Origin of the sequence: Acinetobacter sp. SWBY1, assembly GCF_002946595.1 — a bacterium.
In the GTDB taxonomy this organism is placed as follows: domain Bacteria; phylum Pseudomonadota; class Gammaproteobacteria; order Pseudomonadales; family Moraxellaceae; genus Acinetobacter; species Acinetobacter towneri.
This window is the reverse complement of the sequence record NZ_CP026616.1, coordinates 997,368-1,013,790: the sequence shown is the minus strand read 5'-3', so window position 1 is coordinate 1,013,790 and position 16,423 is coordinate 997,368. Positions and strand designations below refer to the sequence as shown.

General features: G+C 39.9%; 23 protein-coding genes and 1 tRNA gene. 7 read left to right on the top strand and 17 right to left on the bottom strand.

The window, feature by feature from the left end; genetic code table 11:
- Positions 1-25: 25 nt before the first annotated feature.
- From rpsB to C3Y93_RS04950, 3 genes are all read left to right on the top strand, one after another.
- A complete protein-coding gene (gene rpsB, locus C3Y93_RS04960; RefSeq protein ID WP_004972791.1) occupies positions 26-772 on the top strand; it encodes a 30S ribosomal protein S2 in 747 nt (248 codons plus the stop codon).
- Between the two features lie 143 nt (positions 773-915).
- Entirely contained in the window at positions 916-1,791 is an 876-nt protein-coding gene (tsf, locus tag C3Y93_RS04955) for a translation elongation factor Ts (protein WP_104852267.1), read from the top strand.
- 193 nt (positions 1,792-1,984) lie between these two features.
- Positions 1,985-2,506, top strand: coding sequence for a DUF3465 domain-containing protein (locus tag C3Y93_RS04950; RefSeq protein ID WP_104852266.1), 522 nt, complete (start codon positions 1,985-1,987; stop codon positions 2,504-2,506).
- A 34-nt stretch (positions 2,507-2,540) separates the two neighbouring features.
- Here the strand turns inward: C3Y93_RS04950 and C3Y93_RS04945 are convergent, their stop codons facing one another.
- From C3Y93_RS04945 to C3Y93_RS04915, 7 genes are all read right to left on the bottom strand, one after another.
- Positions 2,541-2,996 carry a DUF962 domain-containing protein gene (locus C3Y93_RS04945; RefSeq protein ID WP_004972797.1) on the bottom strand — a complete coding sequence of 152 codons (456 nt, stop codon included), beginning with the start codon at positions 2,994-2,996 and terminating at the stop codon, positions 2,541-2,543.
- A gap of 231 nt (positions 2,997-3,227) precedes the next feature.
- Positions 3,228-3,836, bottom strand: a complete 609-nt coding sequence (locus tag C3Y93_RS04940) for a septal ring lytic transglycosylase RlpA family protein (RefSeq protein ID WP_004972798.1) — start codon at positions 3,834-3,836, stop codon at positions 3,228-3,230.
- A gap of 294 nt (positions 3,837-4,130) precedes the next feature.
- Positions 4,131-5,132 (bottom strand): lytic murein transglycosylase B, encoded by a 1,002-nt coding sequence (mltB, locus tag C3Y93_RS04935; RefSeq protein ID WP_104852265.1) that lies wholly within the window; start codon positions 5,130-5,132, stop codon positions 4,131-4,133.
- Positions 5,133-5,501: 369 nt separating this feature from the next.
- On the bottom strand, positions 5,502-6,152 hold the full coding sequence (locus C3Y93_RS04930; RefSeq protein ID WP_070152374.1) for a hypothetical protein: 651 nt from the start codon (positions 6,150-6,152) through the stop codon (positions 5,502-5,504).
- 18 nt (positions 6,153-6,170) lie between these two features.
- Positions 6,171-6,986, bottom strand: coding sequence for an NADPH-dependent 7-cyano-7-deazaguanine reductase QueF (gene queF, locus C3Y93_RS04925; RefSeq protein WP_004972810.1), 816 nt, complete (start codon positions 6,984-6,986; stop codon positions 6,171-6,173).
- A complete protein-coding gene (locus C3Y93_RS04920; RefSeq protein WP_096902393.1) occupies positions 6,986-7,759 on the bottom strand; it encodes an ABC transporter permease in 774 nt (257 codons plus the stop codon). Before C3Y93_RS04920 ends, queF begins: the two co-directional genes overlap by 1 nt.
- Positions 7,756-8,691, bottom strand: coding sequence for an ABC transporter ATP-binding protein (locus C3Y93_RS04915; RefSeq protein ID WP_004972815.1), 936 nt, complete (start codon positions 8,689-8,691; stop codon positions 7,756-7,758). Before C3Y93_RS04915 ends, C3Y93_RS04920 begins: the two co-directional genes overlap by 4 nt.
- 179 nt (positions 8,692-8,870) lie before the next feature.
- Between C3Y93_RS04915 and C3Y93_RS04910 the strand changes: the two genes are divergently transcribed.
- Together C3Y93_RS04910 and C3Y93_RS04905 are read left to right on the top strand one after the other, a co-directional pair.
- A tRNA-Arg gene (locus C3Y93_RS04910) sits at positions 8,871-8,946 on the top strand.
- A 168-nt stretch (positions 8,947-9,114) separates the two neighbouring features.
- Positions 9,115-10,395, top strand: a complete 1,281-nt coding sequence (locus C3Y93_RS04905) for a tyrosine-type recombinase/integrase (protein ID WP_104852264.1) — start codon at positions 9,115-9,117, stop codon at positions 10,393-10,395.
- Here the strand turns inward: C3Y93_RS04905 and C3Y93_RS04900 are convergent.
- From C3Y93_RS04900 to C3Y93_RS04855, 10 genes are all read right to left on the bottom strand, one after another.
- A complete protein-coding gene (locus C3Y93_RS04900) occupies positions 10,390-10,599 on the bottom strand; it encodes an AlpA family phage regulatory protein (protein WP_104852263.1) in 210 nt (69 codons plus the stop codon). The two genes, C3Y93_RS04905 and C3Y93_RS04900, sit on opposite strands and share 6 nt — an antisense overlap.
- Before the next feature lie 86 nt (positions 10,600-10,685).
- On the bottom strand, positions 10,686-11,060 hold the full coding sequence (locus C3Y93_RS04895; RefSeq protein ID WP_104852262.1) for a hypothetical protein: 375 nt from the start codon (positions 11,058-11,060) through the stop codon (positions 10,686-10,688).
- Positions 11,053-11,328 (bottom strand): hypothetical protein, encoded by a 276-nt coding sequence (locus C3Y93_RS04890; protein ID WP_104852261.1) that lies wholly within the window; start codon positions 11,326-11,328, stop codon positions 11,053-11,055. Before C3Y93_RS04890 ends, C3Y93_RS04895 begins: the two co-directional genes overlap by 8 nt.
- A 9-nt stretch (positions 11,329-11,337) precedes the next feature.
- Complete coding sequence (locus C3Y93_RS04885; RefSeq protein ID WP_104852260.1) at positions 11,338-11,565, bottom strand: hypothetical protein; 228 nt, start codon at positions 11,563-11,565, stop codon at positions 11,338-11,340.
- A complete protein-coding gene (locus C3Y93_RS04880) occupies positions 11,565-11,801 on the bottom strand; it encodes a hypothetical protein (protein ID WP_104852259.1) in 237 nt (78 codons plus the stop codon). The genes C3Y93_RS04885 and C3Y93_RS04880 overlap by 1 nt, the downstream gene beginning before the upstream one ends.
- A gap of 50 nt (positions 11,802-11,851) precedes the next feature.
- Entirely contained in the window at positions 11,852-13,324 is a 1,473-nt protein-coding gene (locus C3Y93_RS04875) for a recombinase RecT (protein WP_104852258.1), read from the bottom strand.
- A 19-nt stretch (positions 13,325-13,343) separates the two neighbouring features.
- Positions 13,344-14,225 (bottom strand): PD-(D/E)XK nuclease-like domain-containing protein, encoded by an 882-nt coding sequence (locus C3Y93_RS04870; RefSeq protein WP_104852257.1) that lies wholly within the window; start codon positions 14,223-14,225, stop codon positions 13,344-13,346.
- Positions 14,222-14,473 (bottom strand): hypothetical protein, encoded by a 252-nt coding sequence (locus C3Y93_RS04865; protein WP_104852256.1) that lies wholly within the window; start codon positions 14,471-14,473, stop codon positions 14,222-14,224. Before C3Y93_RS04865 ends, C3Y93_RS04870 begins: the two co-directional genes overlap by 4 nt.
- Positions 14,474-14,680: 207 nt before the next feature.
- Positions 14,681-15,016, bottom strand: coding sequence for a hypothetical protein (locus C3Y93_RS04860; protein WP_104852255.1), 336 nt, complete (start codon positions 15,014-15,016; stop codon positions 14,681-14,683).
- A gap of 2 nt (positions 15,017-15,018) precedes the next feature.
- Positions 15,019-15,717: a LexA family protein gene (locus tag C3Y93_RS04855; protein WP_171287384.1), complete on the bottom strand. Its 699-nt coding sequence runs from the start codon at positions 15,715-15,717 to the stop codon at positions 15,019-15,021.
- Between the two features lie 115 nt (positions 15,718-15,832).
- Here C3Y93_RS04855 and C3Y93_RS04850 point away from each other — a divergent pair, with 115 nt between their 5' ends.
- The gene (locus tag C3Y93_RS04850) at positions 15,833-16,078 is read left to right on the top strand and encodes a hypothetical protein (protein ID WP_104852254.1); all 246 of its coding nucleotides are present in this window, start codon (positions 15,833-15,835) and stop codon (positions 16,076-16,078) included.
- Positions 16,079-16,092: 14 nt separating this feature from the next.
- The gene (locus C3Y93_RS04845; RefSeq protein ID WP_104852253.1) at positions 16,093-16,410 is read left to right on the top strand and encodes a hypothetical protein; all 318 of its coding nucleotides are present in this window, start codon (positions 16,093-16,095) and stop codon (positions 16,408-16,410) included.
- The last annotated feature ends 13 nt before the right edge of the window (positions 16,411-16,423 follow it).

Here is a 16,423-nt window from a genome sequence, read left to right as displayed (position 1 = left end):
AACCCAAACATTTAAGGTAAAGAAAATGGCAGATTACAACGTAAGCATGCGCGACCTTCTTCAAGCTGGCGCACACTTTGGTCACCAAACACGTTTCTGGAACCCAAAGATGCGTCAATACATCTTTGGTGCGCGTAACAAAATTCACATCATCAACCTTGAACACACTGTTCCTGCGTTAAATGATGCTTTGAACTTTGCAAACCAATTGGCTAGCAAAAAGAACAAAGTTTTGTTCGTTGGTACAAAACGTGCTGCTTCTGCAATCATCCGTGAACAAGCTCAACGCGCTGGTCAACCGTATGTAGATCACCGTTGGTTAGGTGGTATGTTGACGAACTGGAAAACACTTCGCCAATCTATCAGCCGTTTAAAAGATCTTCAAGTTCAGTCTACTGACGGTACTTTTGCTAAGCTTACTAAACGTGAAGCTTTAGAGCGTAGCCGTGAAATGGAAAAACTTGAGCGCGCTTTAGGCGGTGTGAAAAACATGGGTGGTTTACCTGACGCATTATTCGTAATTGACGTTGATCACGAAGCAATTGCAATTAAAGAAGCGAAAAACTTAGGTATTCCTGTAATCGGTATCGTTGATACAAACTCTAACCCAGACAACGTAGACTACGTTATTCCGGGTAACGACGATGCGATCCGTGCAGTAACACTTTACGCTTCTTCAATGGCTGATGCGATCATTGCTGGTAAAGAATACGCTCAAACTCAAGCCAATGCTCAAGCAAAAGGCGAAGAAGCTCCTGCTTCTGAGGCTTAATGCGTTTTGACGTAAGCTTGTCATTTTTGCGACATGTGATGGTGGCAAAGTAAGCGTCATGTATGCAGACGGCCCAAGAGACACCCTCTGGGCCGTTTCTGTTAAAAAAAGAATTCATTTTCTACCGATTTTAGGAGATAAACATGACTGCAGTTACAGCAAGCATGGTTAAAGAATTGCGTGATCGTACTGGTCTAGCAATGATGGAATGTAAAAAAGCATTAACAGAAGCGGGCGGTGACATCGAATTAGCGATTGACAACCTTCGTAAATCTGGTCAAGCAAAAGCTGCTAAAAAAGCAGGTAACATTGCTGCTGACGGTGCAATCACAATCGTTCAAGAAGGCAACAAAGCGATTCTTTTAGAAGTAAACTGTCAAACTGACTTCGTTGCAAAAGACGAAAACTTTGCTGGTTTCTCTGCGAAAGTTGCTGCTGCTGCTCTTGCTGCAAACGAAACTGATGCTGCTAAAATTGCTGAACTTAAACTTGAAGATGGCGCAACTGTTGAAGAAACACGTGTTGCACTTGTTCAAAAAATTGGTGAAAACATCCAAGTTCGTCGTGCACAAATCGTTGAAGGTGAAAACCTTGCTGTGTACAAGCACGGTTTAAAAATCGGTGTTGTTGTTTCTTACACAGGTGATGCTGCGACTGGTAAAGGTATTGCAATGCACGTTGCTGCATTCAACCCAGTTGCTGTTACTGCTGAACAAGTTCCTGCTGATCTTATCGCTAAAGAGAAAGAAATTGCAGAAGCGAAAGCAGTTGAATCTGGTAAGCCTGCAAACATCGTAGAGAAGATGGTAACTGGTTCAGTTGAAAAATACTTGAACGAAGTTGCGCTTGATCGTCAAATGTACGTAATTGACAACGAGAAGAAAGTTGCTGAAGTATTAAAAGCAACTGGTACAACTGTTGCTCAATTCGTTCGTTTCGAAGTAGGCGAAGGTATTGAGAAAAAAACAGAAATGAGCTTCGCTGAAGAAGTTGCTGCTGCTCAAGCTGCTGCAAAATAATTTTTACTTAAGGTAAAATATTTTGTAAGGAAAGCCCCAATTTATTTTTGGGGCTTTTTTGTGAATATAGATTTTGGCAATATGCAATCGTGGCATAAATATTGAGATGAAGATTAAAGATATTAATTTTAAATCAGTATGTTACGAATAATTGACTTAATCGTATAGGGTGGAATCAGAACAAGGAGGTTATATGGCAAATAAAAAGAATTTAAGCATTGGCGCAATTATTGTGGTGTTAATTGCTGCATTTTTTGGCATAGATTTACAACAGTTTCAGTCTGAAACATCAAGCGCGCCAACTACAAGCACTGCTCGCACATCACAAGATGAAAAAGAGCAGTTAGACGTACAGCGAGATACGCTGCAAGATGATGCTCAGGGTGTTCAGCTGATTGAACGTGCGTTTGAGCGCAAACAGAGCGATTTACAAGTCCGTGCGAGTGGGCAGGTCATTGCAGTGTTAGCGGATGACAACGAAGGCTCACGTCATCAAAAATTTATTTTAAAACTGAATAATGGGCAAACTGTATTGGTTGCACATAATATTGATCTTGCACCACGAATTACCAATATTGCAAAAGGTGATACTGTTGAGTTTTTTGGTGAATATGAATACTCAGATAAGGGTGGGGTGATTCACTGGACGCATCATGATCCAGCAAACAAACACGTGGGCGGATGGTTAAAACATCAAGGAAGAACCTATCAATAACGGTTCTTCCGATAACGAAAATAGGATATAGCGTTTAAATGCTCATAATGCTGTTTTTACGACGTGTTTTCCAAGAGGGTAGGATTTTACCTAAATAGGCATCCATGCACCAAATTGGACCAATGAGAAGGAATTGGAGGTCTTTGAAGAATGAAGGCTTTTTCCCTTCAACTTTGTGACCATAAAACTGCCCAATCCACGCCAAAACAAAAATTGCGATATAAAAACCCATTCCAACAGGCAAAACATAAATCAGCCATGCCATTACCAGCATTAATGCTGCCATTGCAACTGCAAGAACCAAGTCTAAACGTGCATAAAAAATAAAACTGAGCACCAGAAGTAATGTTGTTAGTAAAGCGCTGAAATGCGCCAAGATGCCGACAATCGAAAAAAAGATCGTAGGTACACACACCCAGTGAATTAATTTATTGGTTTTATTTTGATGGCTCTCGCTGTATTCATCTAGCCACTCGCTTACTGTCTTCATGTGCTACTCCTGTAGACCGATCATCCGTTGTTATTGTTTGACTGTCTAAAATATAACTGAGAACAGTGAGGCGGTCAAAACAGTATTCATATTTTCAAAATGAAGTGGCAACAAAATTTGTGTGGATCATCTTTGTGCAGACATGCATGGGATGACTGTAAATCTTACAGGCATTAAAAAAGCCACATTGCTGTGGCTTTCAAGTCAAATGTGAAGTCGTGTAAGCGAATCTTAAGAGTTTGGACCGTCAATACGCTCAATGCTTACTTTGGCAGTACCTGCATTGGTGATGCCCAATTGTTTTGCAGCGCCATAAGAAAGATCGAGTACACGGTTGCCATGGAATGGACCACGGTCATTTACTTTAACTACAACGCTTTTACCATTGTTTTTATTGGTTACGCGAATATAGCAGTTTAGCGGCAGGCTACGGTGTGCAGCAGTCATTGCGTTCATGTCGAACGTTTCACCGCTTGCAGTTTTACGACCGTGGAATTGACGACCGTACCAAGATGCCATACCTGTTTGGCTAAATTTACGTACAGTGTTCGATGCCACTGTATTTAACTTTTCAATCACTGAAGGCTCTTCAGCAGGAATTTCAATTTTCGCTGCAATCGTTTGACGACGGATTTGGTCGCCTGAACGTTCGGTGATTGAAAGGCTATTCAAATTTGAGAAATGTGAATTAAAACTTTGTGCTTCTTTGTTGAGTACACGCGCAGCTAGGCTAGATGACTCATTATCATTGTTGAATGATGATTGCACCATTTCAGCTTGCGACTGACTTAGGGCAACAGCTGCAGAAAGTGCAAGTAAGTATTTAAGTGAACTATGCATGGTTTGAACTCCTGAAGACAGAATTTTTAACTTATTTCGCTCTTAACTGATTGAAATAGTGGTAATCCTGTCTGTAATTTCACTTTTTCGACTACATTTGACGACATGGATAATATTCATCCCTCACTAAAGGTGTCTAGTCTTTATACGAAAATAATGACAAAAAGTACCAAAAACCAACTCTATTTGATTAAAAAATAATCAATATTGTAACATTATATGTAAAAAGTTTGTTTTGTGATCAAATTGTCAAAAATATTTCTTGACTTTTTGGTTTTATATTTAAATTTGTACTTAGCGACTCGCAATTTCAGTGCCCAATAACCACAGTGCAGTCGCATACATACGGCTACGGTTATAAGTCGTAATCACCTGAAAATTTGGGTAGGTTATATAGTAGATATGACCATAATTTTCTTGTAATTGAATGACATTGACCAAGTCGAGGTTATCTATTTGCACAATTGGATTCATTGGCATCACGCCTTGCGATTTTAAAACCCCATAAGGTGTTGGCAGGGTCAAATCTTTGGCAATGACACTGTCAGGATTGTTGCCTGTATATCGTGCAGCAAATGCAATGGGTTGATTGCGCTGCCAGCCATGTTGTGCCAAGTAGTTTGCAATGGAGCCAATGGCATCGACTGCCGAGTTGCGTAGATCAATATGTCCGTTGCCGTCATAATCGACCCCAAATTTTGGAATATTGCTAGGCATAAACTGCGGATAACCAACAGCACCTGCATAAGAACCAACAATTGAAGAAGTTGGCACACCATCTTTATATGACCATGCGATCAGTGCTGCGAGTTCATCTTTAAAGTATTCCGCGCGACGTTCATAACCAAAGCCTAAGGTGGCAAGGGCATCACGGGTTACAAAAGAGCCCTTATTGCTTCCAAAACCTGTTTCTACACCCAGAATCCCTAAAATAATGGATTGCGGTACACCAAATTGCTGTTCAGCACGATTGAGCGTGTCTGCATATTGTTGTTTAAAGCGCACACCGCGCTGAATAGTGCTTTCTGCAAGGAAATTGGTTTTATAGTCGTACCAAGGCTTACTTTCGCCTGGGCGGTTCATGATGTTGATGATATTGGGTAAGTTTTTAGAGCCTTCCATCGCCCAATCGACTTGTGCTGCACTCAAGCCATAGGTCTGCATGGTTTTTTGTTTAAAACTGGCATAAGACGGATGATTTTGGAAATCATTGGCCTGACAAAAACTGGTGATAGAAAATGCACCAATGAGTAAAGAAAGACGTTTTAGTTTGTTATAAAAATCAAGTTTGAACATATTGAGGAAAATTCCAAATTGATGATTTACACAACTTATTTATATGCAGTAAATAAGTTGCTACTTATATATGAAGAATAAGCCGCTATTGGGGCCAAACTGCGAAAGCGAAGTAAGCGGCTAAGATAGCATTCATGCGTGATTGGTTTGCAAAAACTTATACAAAAATAGACAAAGAATGTGTAAAAAGCGCGCAGGATTTGTAACAAAATTCAATCTAGGTGCAAAAAGTTATTCTTGATTGTGCAAAAGTTGCAGACATATCCTGATATTGCATTGCATATAAAAATGCCTGATCAAAATCAGGCATTTTGCACTTAACATGCAACAAAAGGGCTTAAAACGCATTATAAGTTAAACCCACTGATATTAATGATGGAATAAGGTGTCGTGATATTCTGCTAAAACCAAGAGTTCCTCTTTGGTTAAATTTGGGATGATTTTATCCACCGCAATATGGACAGCTTTAATTACCGCTGCTGCGCCAATATCTGCTGCTTTACGCTTAATCATGCCCAAATCGAGGGTTTTGTTAAAGTCGCTCATAAAGTGGCGTACCGTCGCTTCTGCAAACTGTTTATATAGTTCGGTTAAAGCAGCTTTGTTCACTTCATTGCCTGCTTGAATTTCGGCATAGTTGTGTTTCAGGTTGGTCACTAAACTTGCATCGAGCGTTTCACCTACACGTGCATTGCCTGCTGCATCTTTAAAGCTACTGCGCTCAGAAAATTCAATCGATTGTTTCACGACATCATTTGGCGCTTTGCTTAATAATTGTTTTAGGAGTACTGCAACGGTAGATTTGACATAGCCCGCAAGTTTTTCGGCAGTGTCGCGTTTATCGCTGGCAGGAAAACGACGTACCAACTCGGTTAAAATGGCATCAATGATTTCTTCATTAATCATTAATGCGGTTTTGTCGCGCAGTGGGTACAGCGGCTCACTTGAATTTTTTTTCTGTTGTGCAGTTTCAATCGTATTTAATAATTCTGCAGATGGAATGAATCCAAAAAATGGCATTGTTCAACCTCAATGTTGTTATTGTCGCGCTAAACGAATAGGGCGAGGCATCCATGTTAAGTCCGATACACGGCAAGGGTTAATGTCTAAACCACCACGACGTGTATAGGTTGCATATACCATCAGTTTTTCTGGTGCGAATTTTTGCCAGATGTCTGCAAACATCTGTTCCACACATTGTTCATGGAAACCATTATGCTGACGATAAGAAATAATATAAGCCAAAATACTGCGATAACAAGGTTTTTTGCCTTGATAACGGATAAAAACCGTGCCCCAGTCAGGTTGTCCTGTGACAGGACAATTGCTGCGTAATAAATGTGAGAAAAGTTGTACCTCTATATCTTCCGCTTGTTCTAAATCGAATTGCAATAAACTTGGGTCAGGATGCTGCTCTAAACGCTCAGGCGTGAGCTGATCAATACAAATACCTTCAGGTTGGCTAATTGCCAAATCATCAACCTTAAATAAAGTTAGCGTAACAGGTGCTTGTGCTGCAGCCGTTAAATCATGCTCAACAGTTTCAATGAAATTGGCTTCAGACTGAAAGCGAGTAAAGTTCATACTATTAAAGTAGAGCTTTAATGATTTTGATTCGATCAGGTTAGGTGATGAAGCAGGTAGCGTAATCCGACCAATCGCAACCTGTGGAACACCTGCGGCATTCAACCACGAAATTTCAAAAACGTGCCACCAGTCTTGCCCGAGTTGAATTCCCTCAACATCTGCATATTTTTCACGTGCAGCAGCACGTGAAATAGGGAACAAAATATCGGGTTGATATTCTGTAGGATAATTGGTGTCTTTACCAAGAAGAGATTGTTCAACACTCATTATTCACGCATTCCTGAACCACGAGAAAGTAAATGATAGGCAATACCATAAAGCACTGCACAGCATAGTGTAATCACAGATAATGAAATCGTCACGTTGACATCACTATGTCCTAAAATGCCGTAACGGAAAGCATTAACCATATACACCACAGGGTTAATTAAAGAGAGATTTTGCCAAAAAGGGCTTAAGGCACTAATGGCATAGAATACACCACCTAAATAAGTCAGTGGAGTCAGTACAAAAGTTGGAATAATAGAAATATCATCAAATGATTTGGCATAAACAGCATTAATAAAACCGCCTAATGAAAATAAAAAGGACGTAATTAATACGGTATAAATGGTAACAAACCAATTGGTAATATAAAGGTCGGTAAAGAATAGACTCATGGTGGTGACAATAATACCGACCAATACGCCACGACTAACACCACCCAAAACATAGCCCCATAAAATGGCATGCAAAGGTACAGGGCTCATGATTAGTTCTTCAATGCTTTTCTGGAATTTTGCACTAAAAAAACTTGAAGATACGTTGGCATAGCTGTTGGTAATGACTGCCATCATAATTAAGCCGGGCACAATAAATTGCATATAGCTAAAGCCGCCCATTTCACCAATACGCGAACCGACCAAATTACCAAAAATCACAAAGTACAAACTCATGGTGATGGCTGGCGGGAGCAAGGTTTGAGGCCATATGCGCATAAAACGACGAACTTCTTTATGCACTAAGGTATAGAGTGCAATCCGTAGTTGGGTAAAATTCATTGCGCAGCTCCATCTAAATTCTTTTCGACCATTTTGACAAATAACTCTTCTAGACGGTTGGACTTATTACGCATACTGCGCACGCGAATGCCTTGTGCTTCTAAAAGTTGGAATAAATCATTTAAGGTGTGAGCTTTATCCATAGTGACTTCTAGGGTCACTGCATCAATTAAGTTGAAACGTACACCAATAATATCTAAATGAATGGGTTGAATCGGTTCAGCTAAATCGAAAATAAAAGATTCTTCACTTAACTGGTTTAAGAAGTTTTTCATGGAAGTGTCTTCTTTAATCACACCACGATCAATAATCGCGATACGACGACACAACATTTCGGCTTCTTCTAAATAGTGGGTAGTGAGAATGATTGAGGTGCCTTTATCATTCATCTCTGTTAAAAAATCCCACATTGAACGACGCAGCTCAATATCTACACCTGCAGTGGGTTCATCCAAAATAAGCAGTTTCGGCTCGTGCATCATGGCACGTGCAATCATTAAACGACGTTTCATACCGCCAGACAGCATTCGCGCTTGAGTGGCACGTTTATCCCATAAACCCAGTTTTTCTAAATATTCTTCGGCACGTTGTTCGGCAACTTTGTTAGGGATGCCGTAATAGCCTGCTTGTGTGACCAAAATATCAAAGGTCTTTTCAAACTGACCAAAGTTAAATTCTTGCGGTACTACCCCTAAACATTGCTTGGCTTGGGATGGTTGGGTATCTAGATTATGCCCAAAAATTTCGACAGTACCTGCCGTTTTTTTGGTAAGAGAACTGATGATGCTAATGGTTGTAGATTTACCTGCACCATTAGGTCCAAGTAGGGCATAAAACTCGCCTTCAGGAACGGTCAAATTAATTCCTTTCAGTGCTTGGAAACCATTTCGATAGGTCTTTGACACGTCCCTTAACGTCAATGCATCAGTCATGAAATTCTCACTTGAGGAATAGAGCTACTATTGTGAGCGATCCGCGTCAATAAACCAAGTAAGTTACATGGAATTCTATGTTGCAAGTTTGGAACATTGTTTAAAGCATAAGCATAAAAATACGTAACTTATATATAGTTGCTTTACCTTCAGCAATTTTTTGTTATGATGTGCAGCGCGCGCTCATAGCTCAACTGGATAGAGTACAGGTCTCCGAAGCCTGTGGCGTGGGTTCGAGTCCCGCTGAGCGCACCAGATACTTTGTTTAAACTTGTATAAACTCGTATAAACCTATTGAATATGATAGACATAACAAATAAAACCTGTATAAAGTTGTATAAACCTTTTTAAAGTTGTAACGCATTGATGCATTACAGGATGCGTTACACACCAACTTTGTACTCATCGGTGTAACGCAAAAACATGCCAAAGCAAGTAATTTCGCTTACAGACAGTAAGATCAAATCCTTTTTACGTGAATTAAAACTTAACAATCCCAACGGCTTAAATACTGATGTAAGGCTGTCAGATGGTGCGGGATTAAATCTTCTAATTCGCAAAAATGGGTCGGTAATGTGGCGATTCGACTACACACGGCCAGTCACAAAAAAAAGAAATACCATGTCCATTGGTTATTACCCTGAGATTACTTTGGCAAAAGCACGCGATTATCGTGAACAATTTAGGGCATTATTGGCAGAAGGTAAGGACCCACAAGTAGAGAGACAGGGCGTAGAAGAAAAAGAAAGACTTAAACAGCAAAATACTTTTAAAGCGGTAGCTGAGTTATATAAAAGCAAACAGCGATTGGCTGAGGCTACTGTGATACGCAATGAGCGCATCTTTGAAAAACTTTATCGAGACATTGGTAATTTGCCTATTGCAGATATAACGCCACGTGACTTGGCTAAAGTTATCGAAAAAGATGAAAACAAGGGATTCATTGAATCCGCCATGAGAATTAGATCAAAAGCATCGCAGGTATTTCGTTTTGCCGTAAAAATGGGTTTGTGTCAGCGAGATATTGCTCAAGACCTGTCTGGCACCATTACACAAAGAGAAAAACAACACTATTCAGCATTAACTGATCCGTTTGACTTCGCACGATTGCTTTTTGATATTGATAACTATGAATCGCAACTTGTACACGTAAAGTTTGCGTTACAGCTGGCACCTTTGGTTTTTGTACGCATTGGAGAATTAAGAGCTGCTAAGTGGGCTGATATAGATTTTGATAATGCTACATGGTCTTACACGCCATCCAAGACTTCTGCAAAAACAGGTTTGAGCCATATTGTGCCGCTATCAACTCAAGCTGTAGCGATTTTAAAAGAAGCATATAACTTCACGAACAATTCAATTTATGTATTCCCATCACGTTCTGATAAAAACCGCCCTATTTCCAATATGTCAATTAATATGGCATTACGTCGCATGGGATACGGAAAAGAGGAAATGACAGGTCATGGCTTCCGAGCGATTGCACGCACATTGCTTGATGAAGTCTTGGAATTTCCATTGGAGCTGATTGAGCAGCAGCTTGCGCACCAAGTCCGTGATATGCACGGCAGGGCATACAACCGAACAAAGCATTTAGACAAAAGAAAAGTGATGATGCAGCGATGGTCAGATTATTGTGATGAATTAAAACTGCAATTTGAATCATCGAAAAATATTAGATATGACGAAAAAAAGCCCTCATGATACGAGGGCTTGTTTTTTATTGAAGTGAGCATAAATAGTCGACTTCCACCAGTGTTTATATCCGCTTTCACTTACCCAGTCAGGCTCTGGAAATTGCTGAGATTCAATCATCTTGATGATAGATGCACGCGTCATACCGACCATTTTGGTGACTTCACTTGTCTTTAAAAGGCGATCTTCTTCACCATATAAGGCGTTTTCCATCCTCACACCTCACTTAAACCCACATTTACTACAAAACACACCACAGCGAACCGTGAACTTTTTACACATGAAGCAGTATTCAGTCATCACACACCACCGAATATTTGACGCAATGCTGCGACTACTTGCTTGATTTCATCTTCAGTGCGCCACCATAATTTAGGAATTGATTTTTGGTATTGGTATCCACTTGCAGAATACTCAATATAGCCACGCTCATCGCAACAATCATCAAGCACATACACCTCCTCGCCCTCCTTATAATTTTCCCCACATGCAGGAACTTCAACACCATTAATGGTGATGGTGCGTGGTTTTAGGCGGAATTTTCTATCAGAAAGAAATGCACCCACCTCCCAAGACTTATCAACACCCCACCATGCGCTGCCATTAAAATTCTCAACTTCCTCACCATTCGCCAGCGCAATTAACGCCTCTTTACCACTAATTAGATTAGTCATGGTTTTGCTCCCGCTCATCAAGTGCCGCTTTAACACCAATTGCAATAAGCTCTTGCAAGCGCTCATAAGTGACCATGTTTTCCATTTGCTCAACAAGTTTATTGTTGATTTCAAATTGTTCTAGCAGGGCTTTTTCGGATTGGGCTTTGGAAAAAATCCATGCTTCCCAAGCAAAGGTTTTACAATAATCATCACCGCCCGCACGGTGGTATTGACCTTCATCACCCCACCACTGTTCAAAAAGATCACTTTCTTTCAGCAAATCCATCACGCCACCTCAACTTGCTAAAGGGTTTTGTTGCAAAAGATTGAAAATCTTGTCGTAAAAAGACACGTGAGTTTCAAACACTTCATTCCCAATACGCACAAAAGTTAAATCACCAACCTGCACGATAATCGCACCACCATCAAAAACCATAGATTTGGTTTTATCACCCTCAAAAACATTGACGCTTGCCTTTGGATTTGCATCAAGAAATTCTAAAAACTTTTCACCAACTTCCATCACGCCAACTCCTCTAAAAATCGCTTACCACAATCTAAATACTCATTCAGAAAAATCTTAAACACTGGCAAACAAGGCTTGTTCATCTTTAAATTTACAATTTCAATTTGCTTATGCTTTGCTTTCCAAACGATTAAATAATCATTACCGTGCTTTCTGCCATTCCAACCATTTTTAACCAGCCATTTTCTGAAATATGGAAGCAGTGAAAGCGGTATCGTTTGCTTTTTTCTCATGTTGCTTTCCTTGTATGGCCACACTCATTTTTGAATGTGGCCAACTTCAATTACTCGAACATATCCTGTTGGTTTTCGATGAACTCTTTCCGCTGTTTGTACTCTGTCAGTAGCTCGGTTTTATGCTCTGCTAGTAACTTGTCTTTGTTTTGATTCATCAACTCTGCAACGTTTTTAAGCTCATCCACAGTTTTTGAATTAGCGATTGAAGTCATCAAACCACCCATCACAGATTTACTTTTGATAGGGTCTGGCGCTGCAGCTGCCGTTTGTTGCTGTTCAGGTTGAGTCTGCGGCTTCTCAAACTTGGCACGTACTTGTTCAATATTGGCTTGCAAATACTGTGCATCTGGTTGAGTTAAAGCCGCATCATTTTCGATTTGTTCTTCAATATCCAGCACGTCTGCCAGTGACTTTGCTGTATTTAAAGCTTTGGCATATTCCTTTTTCATTTCTGCTGAGCTTGGCTGTTTCTTTTGCTGTACTACAGCTTCGGCTTCTGCTTGTAATCGCTTTAATTCATCAACATTTAGTTCAGCATTAACAACTTCACCCGATGTTTCGGTTGGTGCGTCCTCAATTACAGTTTCTTCGGTGGCTTTCGGCTGCGCCTTTGTTTTTTTGGTCGTCGCTGCTTCTGAATACTTCTTATATTGAGCATTCAAAAGTTTGTCTAATTCGGTTTTTTCTTTATCCGAATATTTTTCAATGTCAGCAGCAATCGTATCCAATTCATCTAAAGTTTTCGCTTGCAGGATTTGCTTTTTGACTGCGCCAAGATCATGTTGAACTGAAACAGTTGCAGTGTCTGGTGTCACATCAATGATGCGATCATGTTCTTCTTCTGCAGAACGTAAACCCATTAACAACTCAGGTGCATAAACACGGCCAAAGAATGATGCAGCACGATAGCGAAGCATCTGCTCAGGCATGGTCTGCCACTTACTGCCGTTTTTACCGTACCAACCTTCTTTAACCGCCATTTCCATAGTAATTTTTGAAGATTCGATACGTTCACCAGTTTCACGTTCAATCGCCCAAGCTACACAAGTTAGGTTTTTAACCGTGACTTTCTTTGCAACTGTTTTCTTTTGGCGGTTTTCCCAAACAGTTTCCTGATACTCAACTTCGGTTTCGCCTAAATCCTCTAGGTCAAAACGCAGGGCGGAGAAGCGACCACAGCTATTGATTGCTGCCATGATGAATTGAGATGACCACGCTGGACGGCCTTCAATTAAGTAAAGGTTTTGCATCACCATGAGCGGATCAGCACCCATGCGGTTAGCCATATTTAAAGCGATAATGCAGTTCGATAAGCCGTTCGGGTTTTCTTCGTCACGGTACTGCATGTTGCCAAAGCTATCTTTCCCAGCTTTGACTTTTACAACAGAACGATACTGTTCAGGCACAAGGGTAGAGCTTGCAAGCATTTTGGCAATGCGCTGTGAAAGTTCAAAAGCTTCTAAGTTTAAAAGGCCAACTGAATGAGCTTGCTGTTGTGCAATTTGAGTTTGAGCGTTCATAATAAAATTCCTATAAAAATCAATTAAAGTCGTTTTCTAAAGCTTGTTTTGTCATGTATGACGGCAGAAATATTTCTTCCATTTCTAGCGAGTACCCACCCCATTCATTAATGAGTAACGATTCAGCCAGTAGAGATTTGGCTTTGTTGTATCGCGCCTCACCAACGCTTAAAAACAGGTCGGATGCTTTGTATTGCTTGACGTTGAAAGGGATAGCACTTTCAGCCACAAGAAAAATAAAAGGTGGCTTTTCTTCAGTTTTGTAATATTGCTGGAAGCCTTCACGGTACATTGCAGCAGATAAGTCATAACCAAAATTGGCGCATTTGCGTGAAAACTCATTTGGACGTGCATCAGTTGTGGTTTTTAAATCCAAAATCATGCCGTTTGGAAATACATCACACGGTACAATGTGAAAGTCTGGACGGACGCGCAGCTGTAAATCAAACACTGGATCCGTATAGAAGATGCTTGCTTCTGCCATGCCGTAGTTGTTTTGCATATCTGCATACGAACTCAGCATTTTTAGGTTAGCCACAATGCGTTTAGCGCCTTCCACTTGTTCATCTGTCACTAGAATCTTGCCTGCGTGCGCTTGCTCCCATGCTAAAGCTTCTTCTTTGCCAGCTTTGGTGCGTCGGTCAAACTTAGGCGCAATTACAAATTCATCATCAAACTGTTCGGGTTCAAGGAATAGGGTGTGTGCTAAGGTGCCAAAATCCATAGATGCCTTAGATTCACGTTCAACTTCTTTCAAAATGTGGTTTGAGTAGAAATGAGCGCCTGAACGCAACATATCTTTCAGTTGGCTTGAACTGTGTTCTGGTCGAGCGTGATATTCATCATTGCTCATTTGCTCAACCATTAAGGCATTTAAGCCTGGTGCGATAAGTGTTGTCATTTAACACCCCCAATTTTGACCATGCGCTCAACTTCACGCGCTTGTTCACGGTCAGCAGTGACAATGCACATATACGCAAGACCAGAAAACAGAAGGAATAGGAACAAGCCAGCAAAGAAGTTGCTGCCGAAGCGTGGTTTTTTACCCCACATTTCTTCATGTGTCGGGTATTGATAAAGGCGCTCAGACGTTTGACTTTTGTTAGCGTCAAACTGTGGCGTATTGCTATGTGATGGGTATTGACTCATAATTGATCTCGCTTTATAGCAAGCCCTGATGCCGTCGAAAGTAGTCAGGGCTTTTTGTTGTTTACGAGATAGAATTTAGCAAAATACTAAATTTAGTACAATACTAAATATGAGTATTTTTTTTAAATTAGTATAGTTTCATACTAAACTTCTGTTTTTATTAGATATAAAAAAACCTGCTAGTGCAGGCAAATTAAGAGTATGTGTCTAGTTGAAATATGTTTTCCAAATGGTCGCACCTATAGCAAAAGCGAATACAACAACAACCACAACCCATACCCACCATAGAAAATATATAAAAACCCCTGAACTTAAAGCATCCTTTTTAAAAATACCTTTGGTGGAATCTCGGAAAACCATCAAAGAACCAATAAACAGTATAGGCATAACTATATATTTAAAAAATAATGAAAAAGAATTTTCAAATACATACTCAATATTTGTAAATTCAAATAAAATAAATAGAGAAATAAGTGAAAAAATAAAAACAAATTGCCAATTTATGCGGTAATAAATCCTTTTTATTGACTTTGGTGCTTTCATTTTTAAATTTTCCTATACAAACCAACTACCTTTCCAACTAAGCGGCAATCTTCGGTTAGTTTAATGATCTGCTCAGGCCAATTAGGGTTGAGCGGCTGCAAATATTTATTAGCCCCCTCAATAATTAACTTTTTAAAAGTAGCCTCGCTTTCGCCATGACAGGCCACAATTACTAAGTCATCGGTCTGTAAGTCAAATGTTTGTATGTCAGGGTTGATGTAAATTCGGTCACCTGGCTTAAAGTCTGGACTCATTGAATTGCCAACTACGACTAAACCATAGCCGTTTTTTCCACAATCTTTGTTTGGCGGCAACCATTCTGCCACCTCTGTATCTTTAATAACGGTTTCAATTGGACTGAAAGACCCAGCTGCAACCCACGAAATAACAGGAATTTGACGACCCTCTAAGCTGATTTTTTCTGACAGGTTAATATTGTTGTCTAGTTTTACAGTGTCTTTATTTTTGCCGTGTGAAACATCCATATAACCATGACTTAAGCCAAATGCTTTCTCAATCTTTCTAGCCATAGCAGTTCCTACAACTGCAGGCTTTCCATTTCTCCCGATTGTTCCATTAATAATTTGGCTGATGTATGCAGGCGCAGTCGGCACAGCATTAGCAAAATCTTTTTGAGAGCCGTTAGCTTTCAACTCAATAAGCTCTAACAGATTCGCTTTTCTAATTTCTGAAATATCCATAATTAAATAATCTAGTAAAAAACTAAAAAAAGGAATGTGTAAAAAACTAAAGATGATCTTGCATTAAGTTTAGTAAAATACTAAATTACATATATTGGTAATTTAGGTACTCACTATGACTGCAAAAACATCAACACATACCAAGGTTTCAAAAAAACGTGTTGGTTTGCTTAATTTCTTGAAAGCTATTCCAACTGAAAAAGACCTTTCTAAGTTTGCTAAAGACTGCGGAACAACCACTGGCAATTTAATGCAGATCGCCTATGGCGGCAGTGTGTCTGCAAAACTTTCAAAAACAATCCATGAAAAAAGCGAATCAAAAGTTCTTTTGGTCGAATTACGTCCAGATATTTTTTCTTAAAAATGGAATTTGCTATGTCTGAAAAACTTACGGAGAGCATCACTTTCAAATGCACGTATGAAGAAAAGCGTGAATTTGAAGCGATAGCCAAAGCCGAAAAAACCGATGTTTCTAAATTAAGTCGTGTTTGCATGAATCAAAAAATCTCGGAAGTGAGGGAATACCTAAATTCTCTCAAAGCCTTTGCACGTCTTACCACAGAAACGATAGACACAGATTTTATGCTGACAGCGCAGCCACGAATTATTGATGTCACCCCAAAACCGCAGGCACAAAAAAAGCTCAACTGTTGCGACCAGATGAGCTTCTTTGCCGTTCACTCAGAAAAGTAAACGAGGTAATTCA

What these genes read in the sequence shown, in the direction of transcription:
- rpsB (WP_004972791.1), top strand. Translation starts at nt 26, where the DNA reads ATGGCAGATTACAACGTAAGCATGCGCGACCTTCTTCAAGCTGGCGCA.
- tsf (WP_104852267.1), top strand. Translation starts at nt 916, where the DNA reads ATGACTGCAGTTACAGCAAGCATGGTTAAAGAATTGCGTGATCGTACT.
- C3Y93_RS04950 (WP_104852266.1), top strand. Translation starts at nt 1,985, where the DNA reads ATGGCAAATAAAAAGAATTTAAGCATTGGCGCAATTATTGTGGTGTTA.
- C3Y93_RS04945 (WP_004972797.1), bottom strand. Translation starts at nt 2,996, where the DNA reads ATGAAGACAGTAAGCGAGTGGCTAGATGAATACAGCGAGAGCCATCAA.
- C3Y93_RS04940 (WP_004972798.1), bottom strand. Translation starts at nt 3,836, where the DNA reads ATGCATAGTTCACTTAAATACTTACTTGCACTTTCTGCAGCTGTTGCC.
- mltB (WP_104852265.1), bottom strand. Translation starts at nt 5,132, where the DNA reads ATGTTCAAACTTGATTTTTATAACAAACTAAAACGTCTTTCTTTACTC.
- C3Y93_RS04930 (WP_070152374.1), bottom strand. Translation starts at nt 6,152, where the DNA reads ATGCCATTTTTTGGATTCATTCCATCTGCAGAATTATTAAATACGATT.
- queF (WP_004972810.1), bottom strand. Translation starts at nt 6,986, where the DNA reads ATGAGTGTTGAACAATCTCTTCTTGGTAAAGACACCAATTATCCTACA.
- C3Y93_RS04920 (WP_096902393.1), bottom strand. Translation starts at nt 7,759, where the DNA reads ATGAATTTTACCCAACTACGGATTGCACTCTATACCTTAGTGCATAAA.
- C3Y93_RS04915 (WP_004972815.1), bottom strand. Translation starts at nt 8,691, where the DNA reads ATGACTGATGCATTGACGTTAAGGGACGTGTCAAAGACCTATCGAAAT.
- C3Y93_RS04905 (WP_104852264.1), top strand. Translation starts at nt 9,115, where the DNA reads ATGCCAAAGCAAGTAATTTCGCTTACAGACAGTAAGATCAAATCCTTT.
- C3Y93_RS04900 (WP_104852263.1), bottom strand. Translation starts at nt 10,599, where the DNA reads ATGGAAAACGCCTTATATGGTGAAGAAGATCGCCTTTTAAAGACAAGT.
- C3Y93_RS04895 (WP_104852262.1), bottom strand. Translation starts at nt 11,060, where the DNA reads ATGACTAATCTAATTAGTGGTAAAGAGGCGTTAATTGCGCTGGCGAAT.
- C3Y93_RS04890 (WP_104852261.1), bottom strand. Translation starts at nt 11,328, where the DNA reads ATGGATTTGCTGAAAGAAAGTGATCTTTTTGAACAGTGGTGGGGTGAT.
- C3Y93_RS04885 (WP_104852260.1), bottom strand. Translation starts at nt 11,565, where the DNA reads ATGGAAGTTGGTGAAAAGTTTTTAGAATTTCTTGATGCAAATCCAAAG.
- C3Y93_RS04880 (WP_104852259.1), bottom strand. Translation starts at nt 11,801, where the DNA reads ATGAGAAAAAAGCAAACGATACCGCTTTCACTGCTTCCATATTTCAGA.
- C3Y93_RS04875 (WP_104852258.1), bottom strand. Translation starts at nt 13,324, where the DNA reads ATGAACGCTCAAACTCAAATTGCACAACAGCAAGCTCATTCAGTTGGC.
- C3Y93_RS04870 (WP_104852257.1), bottom strand. Translation starts at nt 14,225, where the DNA reads ATGACAACACTTATCGCACCAGGCTTAAATGCCTTAATGGTTGAGCAA.
- C3Y93_RS04865 (WP_104852256.1), bottom strand. Translation starts at nt 14,473, where the DNA reads ATGAGTCAATACCCATCACATAGCAATACGCCACAGTTTGACGCTAAC.
- C3Y93_RS04860 (WP_104852255.1), bottom strand. Translation starts at nt 15,016, where the DNA reads ATGAAAGCACCAAAGTCAATAAAAAGGATTTATTACCGCATAAATTGG.
- C3Y93_RS04855 (WP_171287384.1), bottom strand. Translation starts at nt 15,717, where the DNA reads ATGGATATTTCAGAAATTAGAAAAGCGAATCTGTTAGAGCTTATTGAG.
- C3Y93_RS04850 (WP_104852254.1), top strand. Translation starts at nt 15,833, where the DNA reads ATGACTGCAAAAACATCAACACATACCAAGGTTTCAAAAAAACGTGTT.
- C3Y93_RS04845 (WP_104852253.1), top strand. Translation starts at nt 16,093, where the DNA reads ATGTCTGAAAAACTTACGGAGAGCATCACTTTCAAATGCACGTATGAA.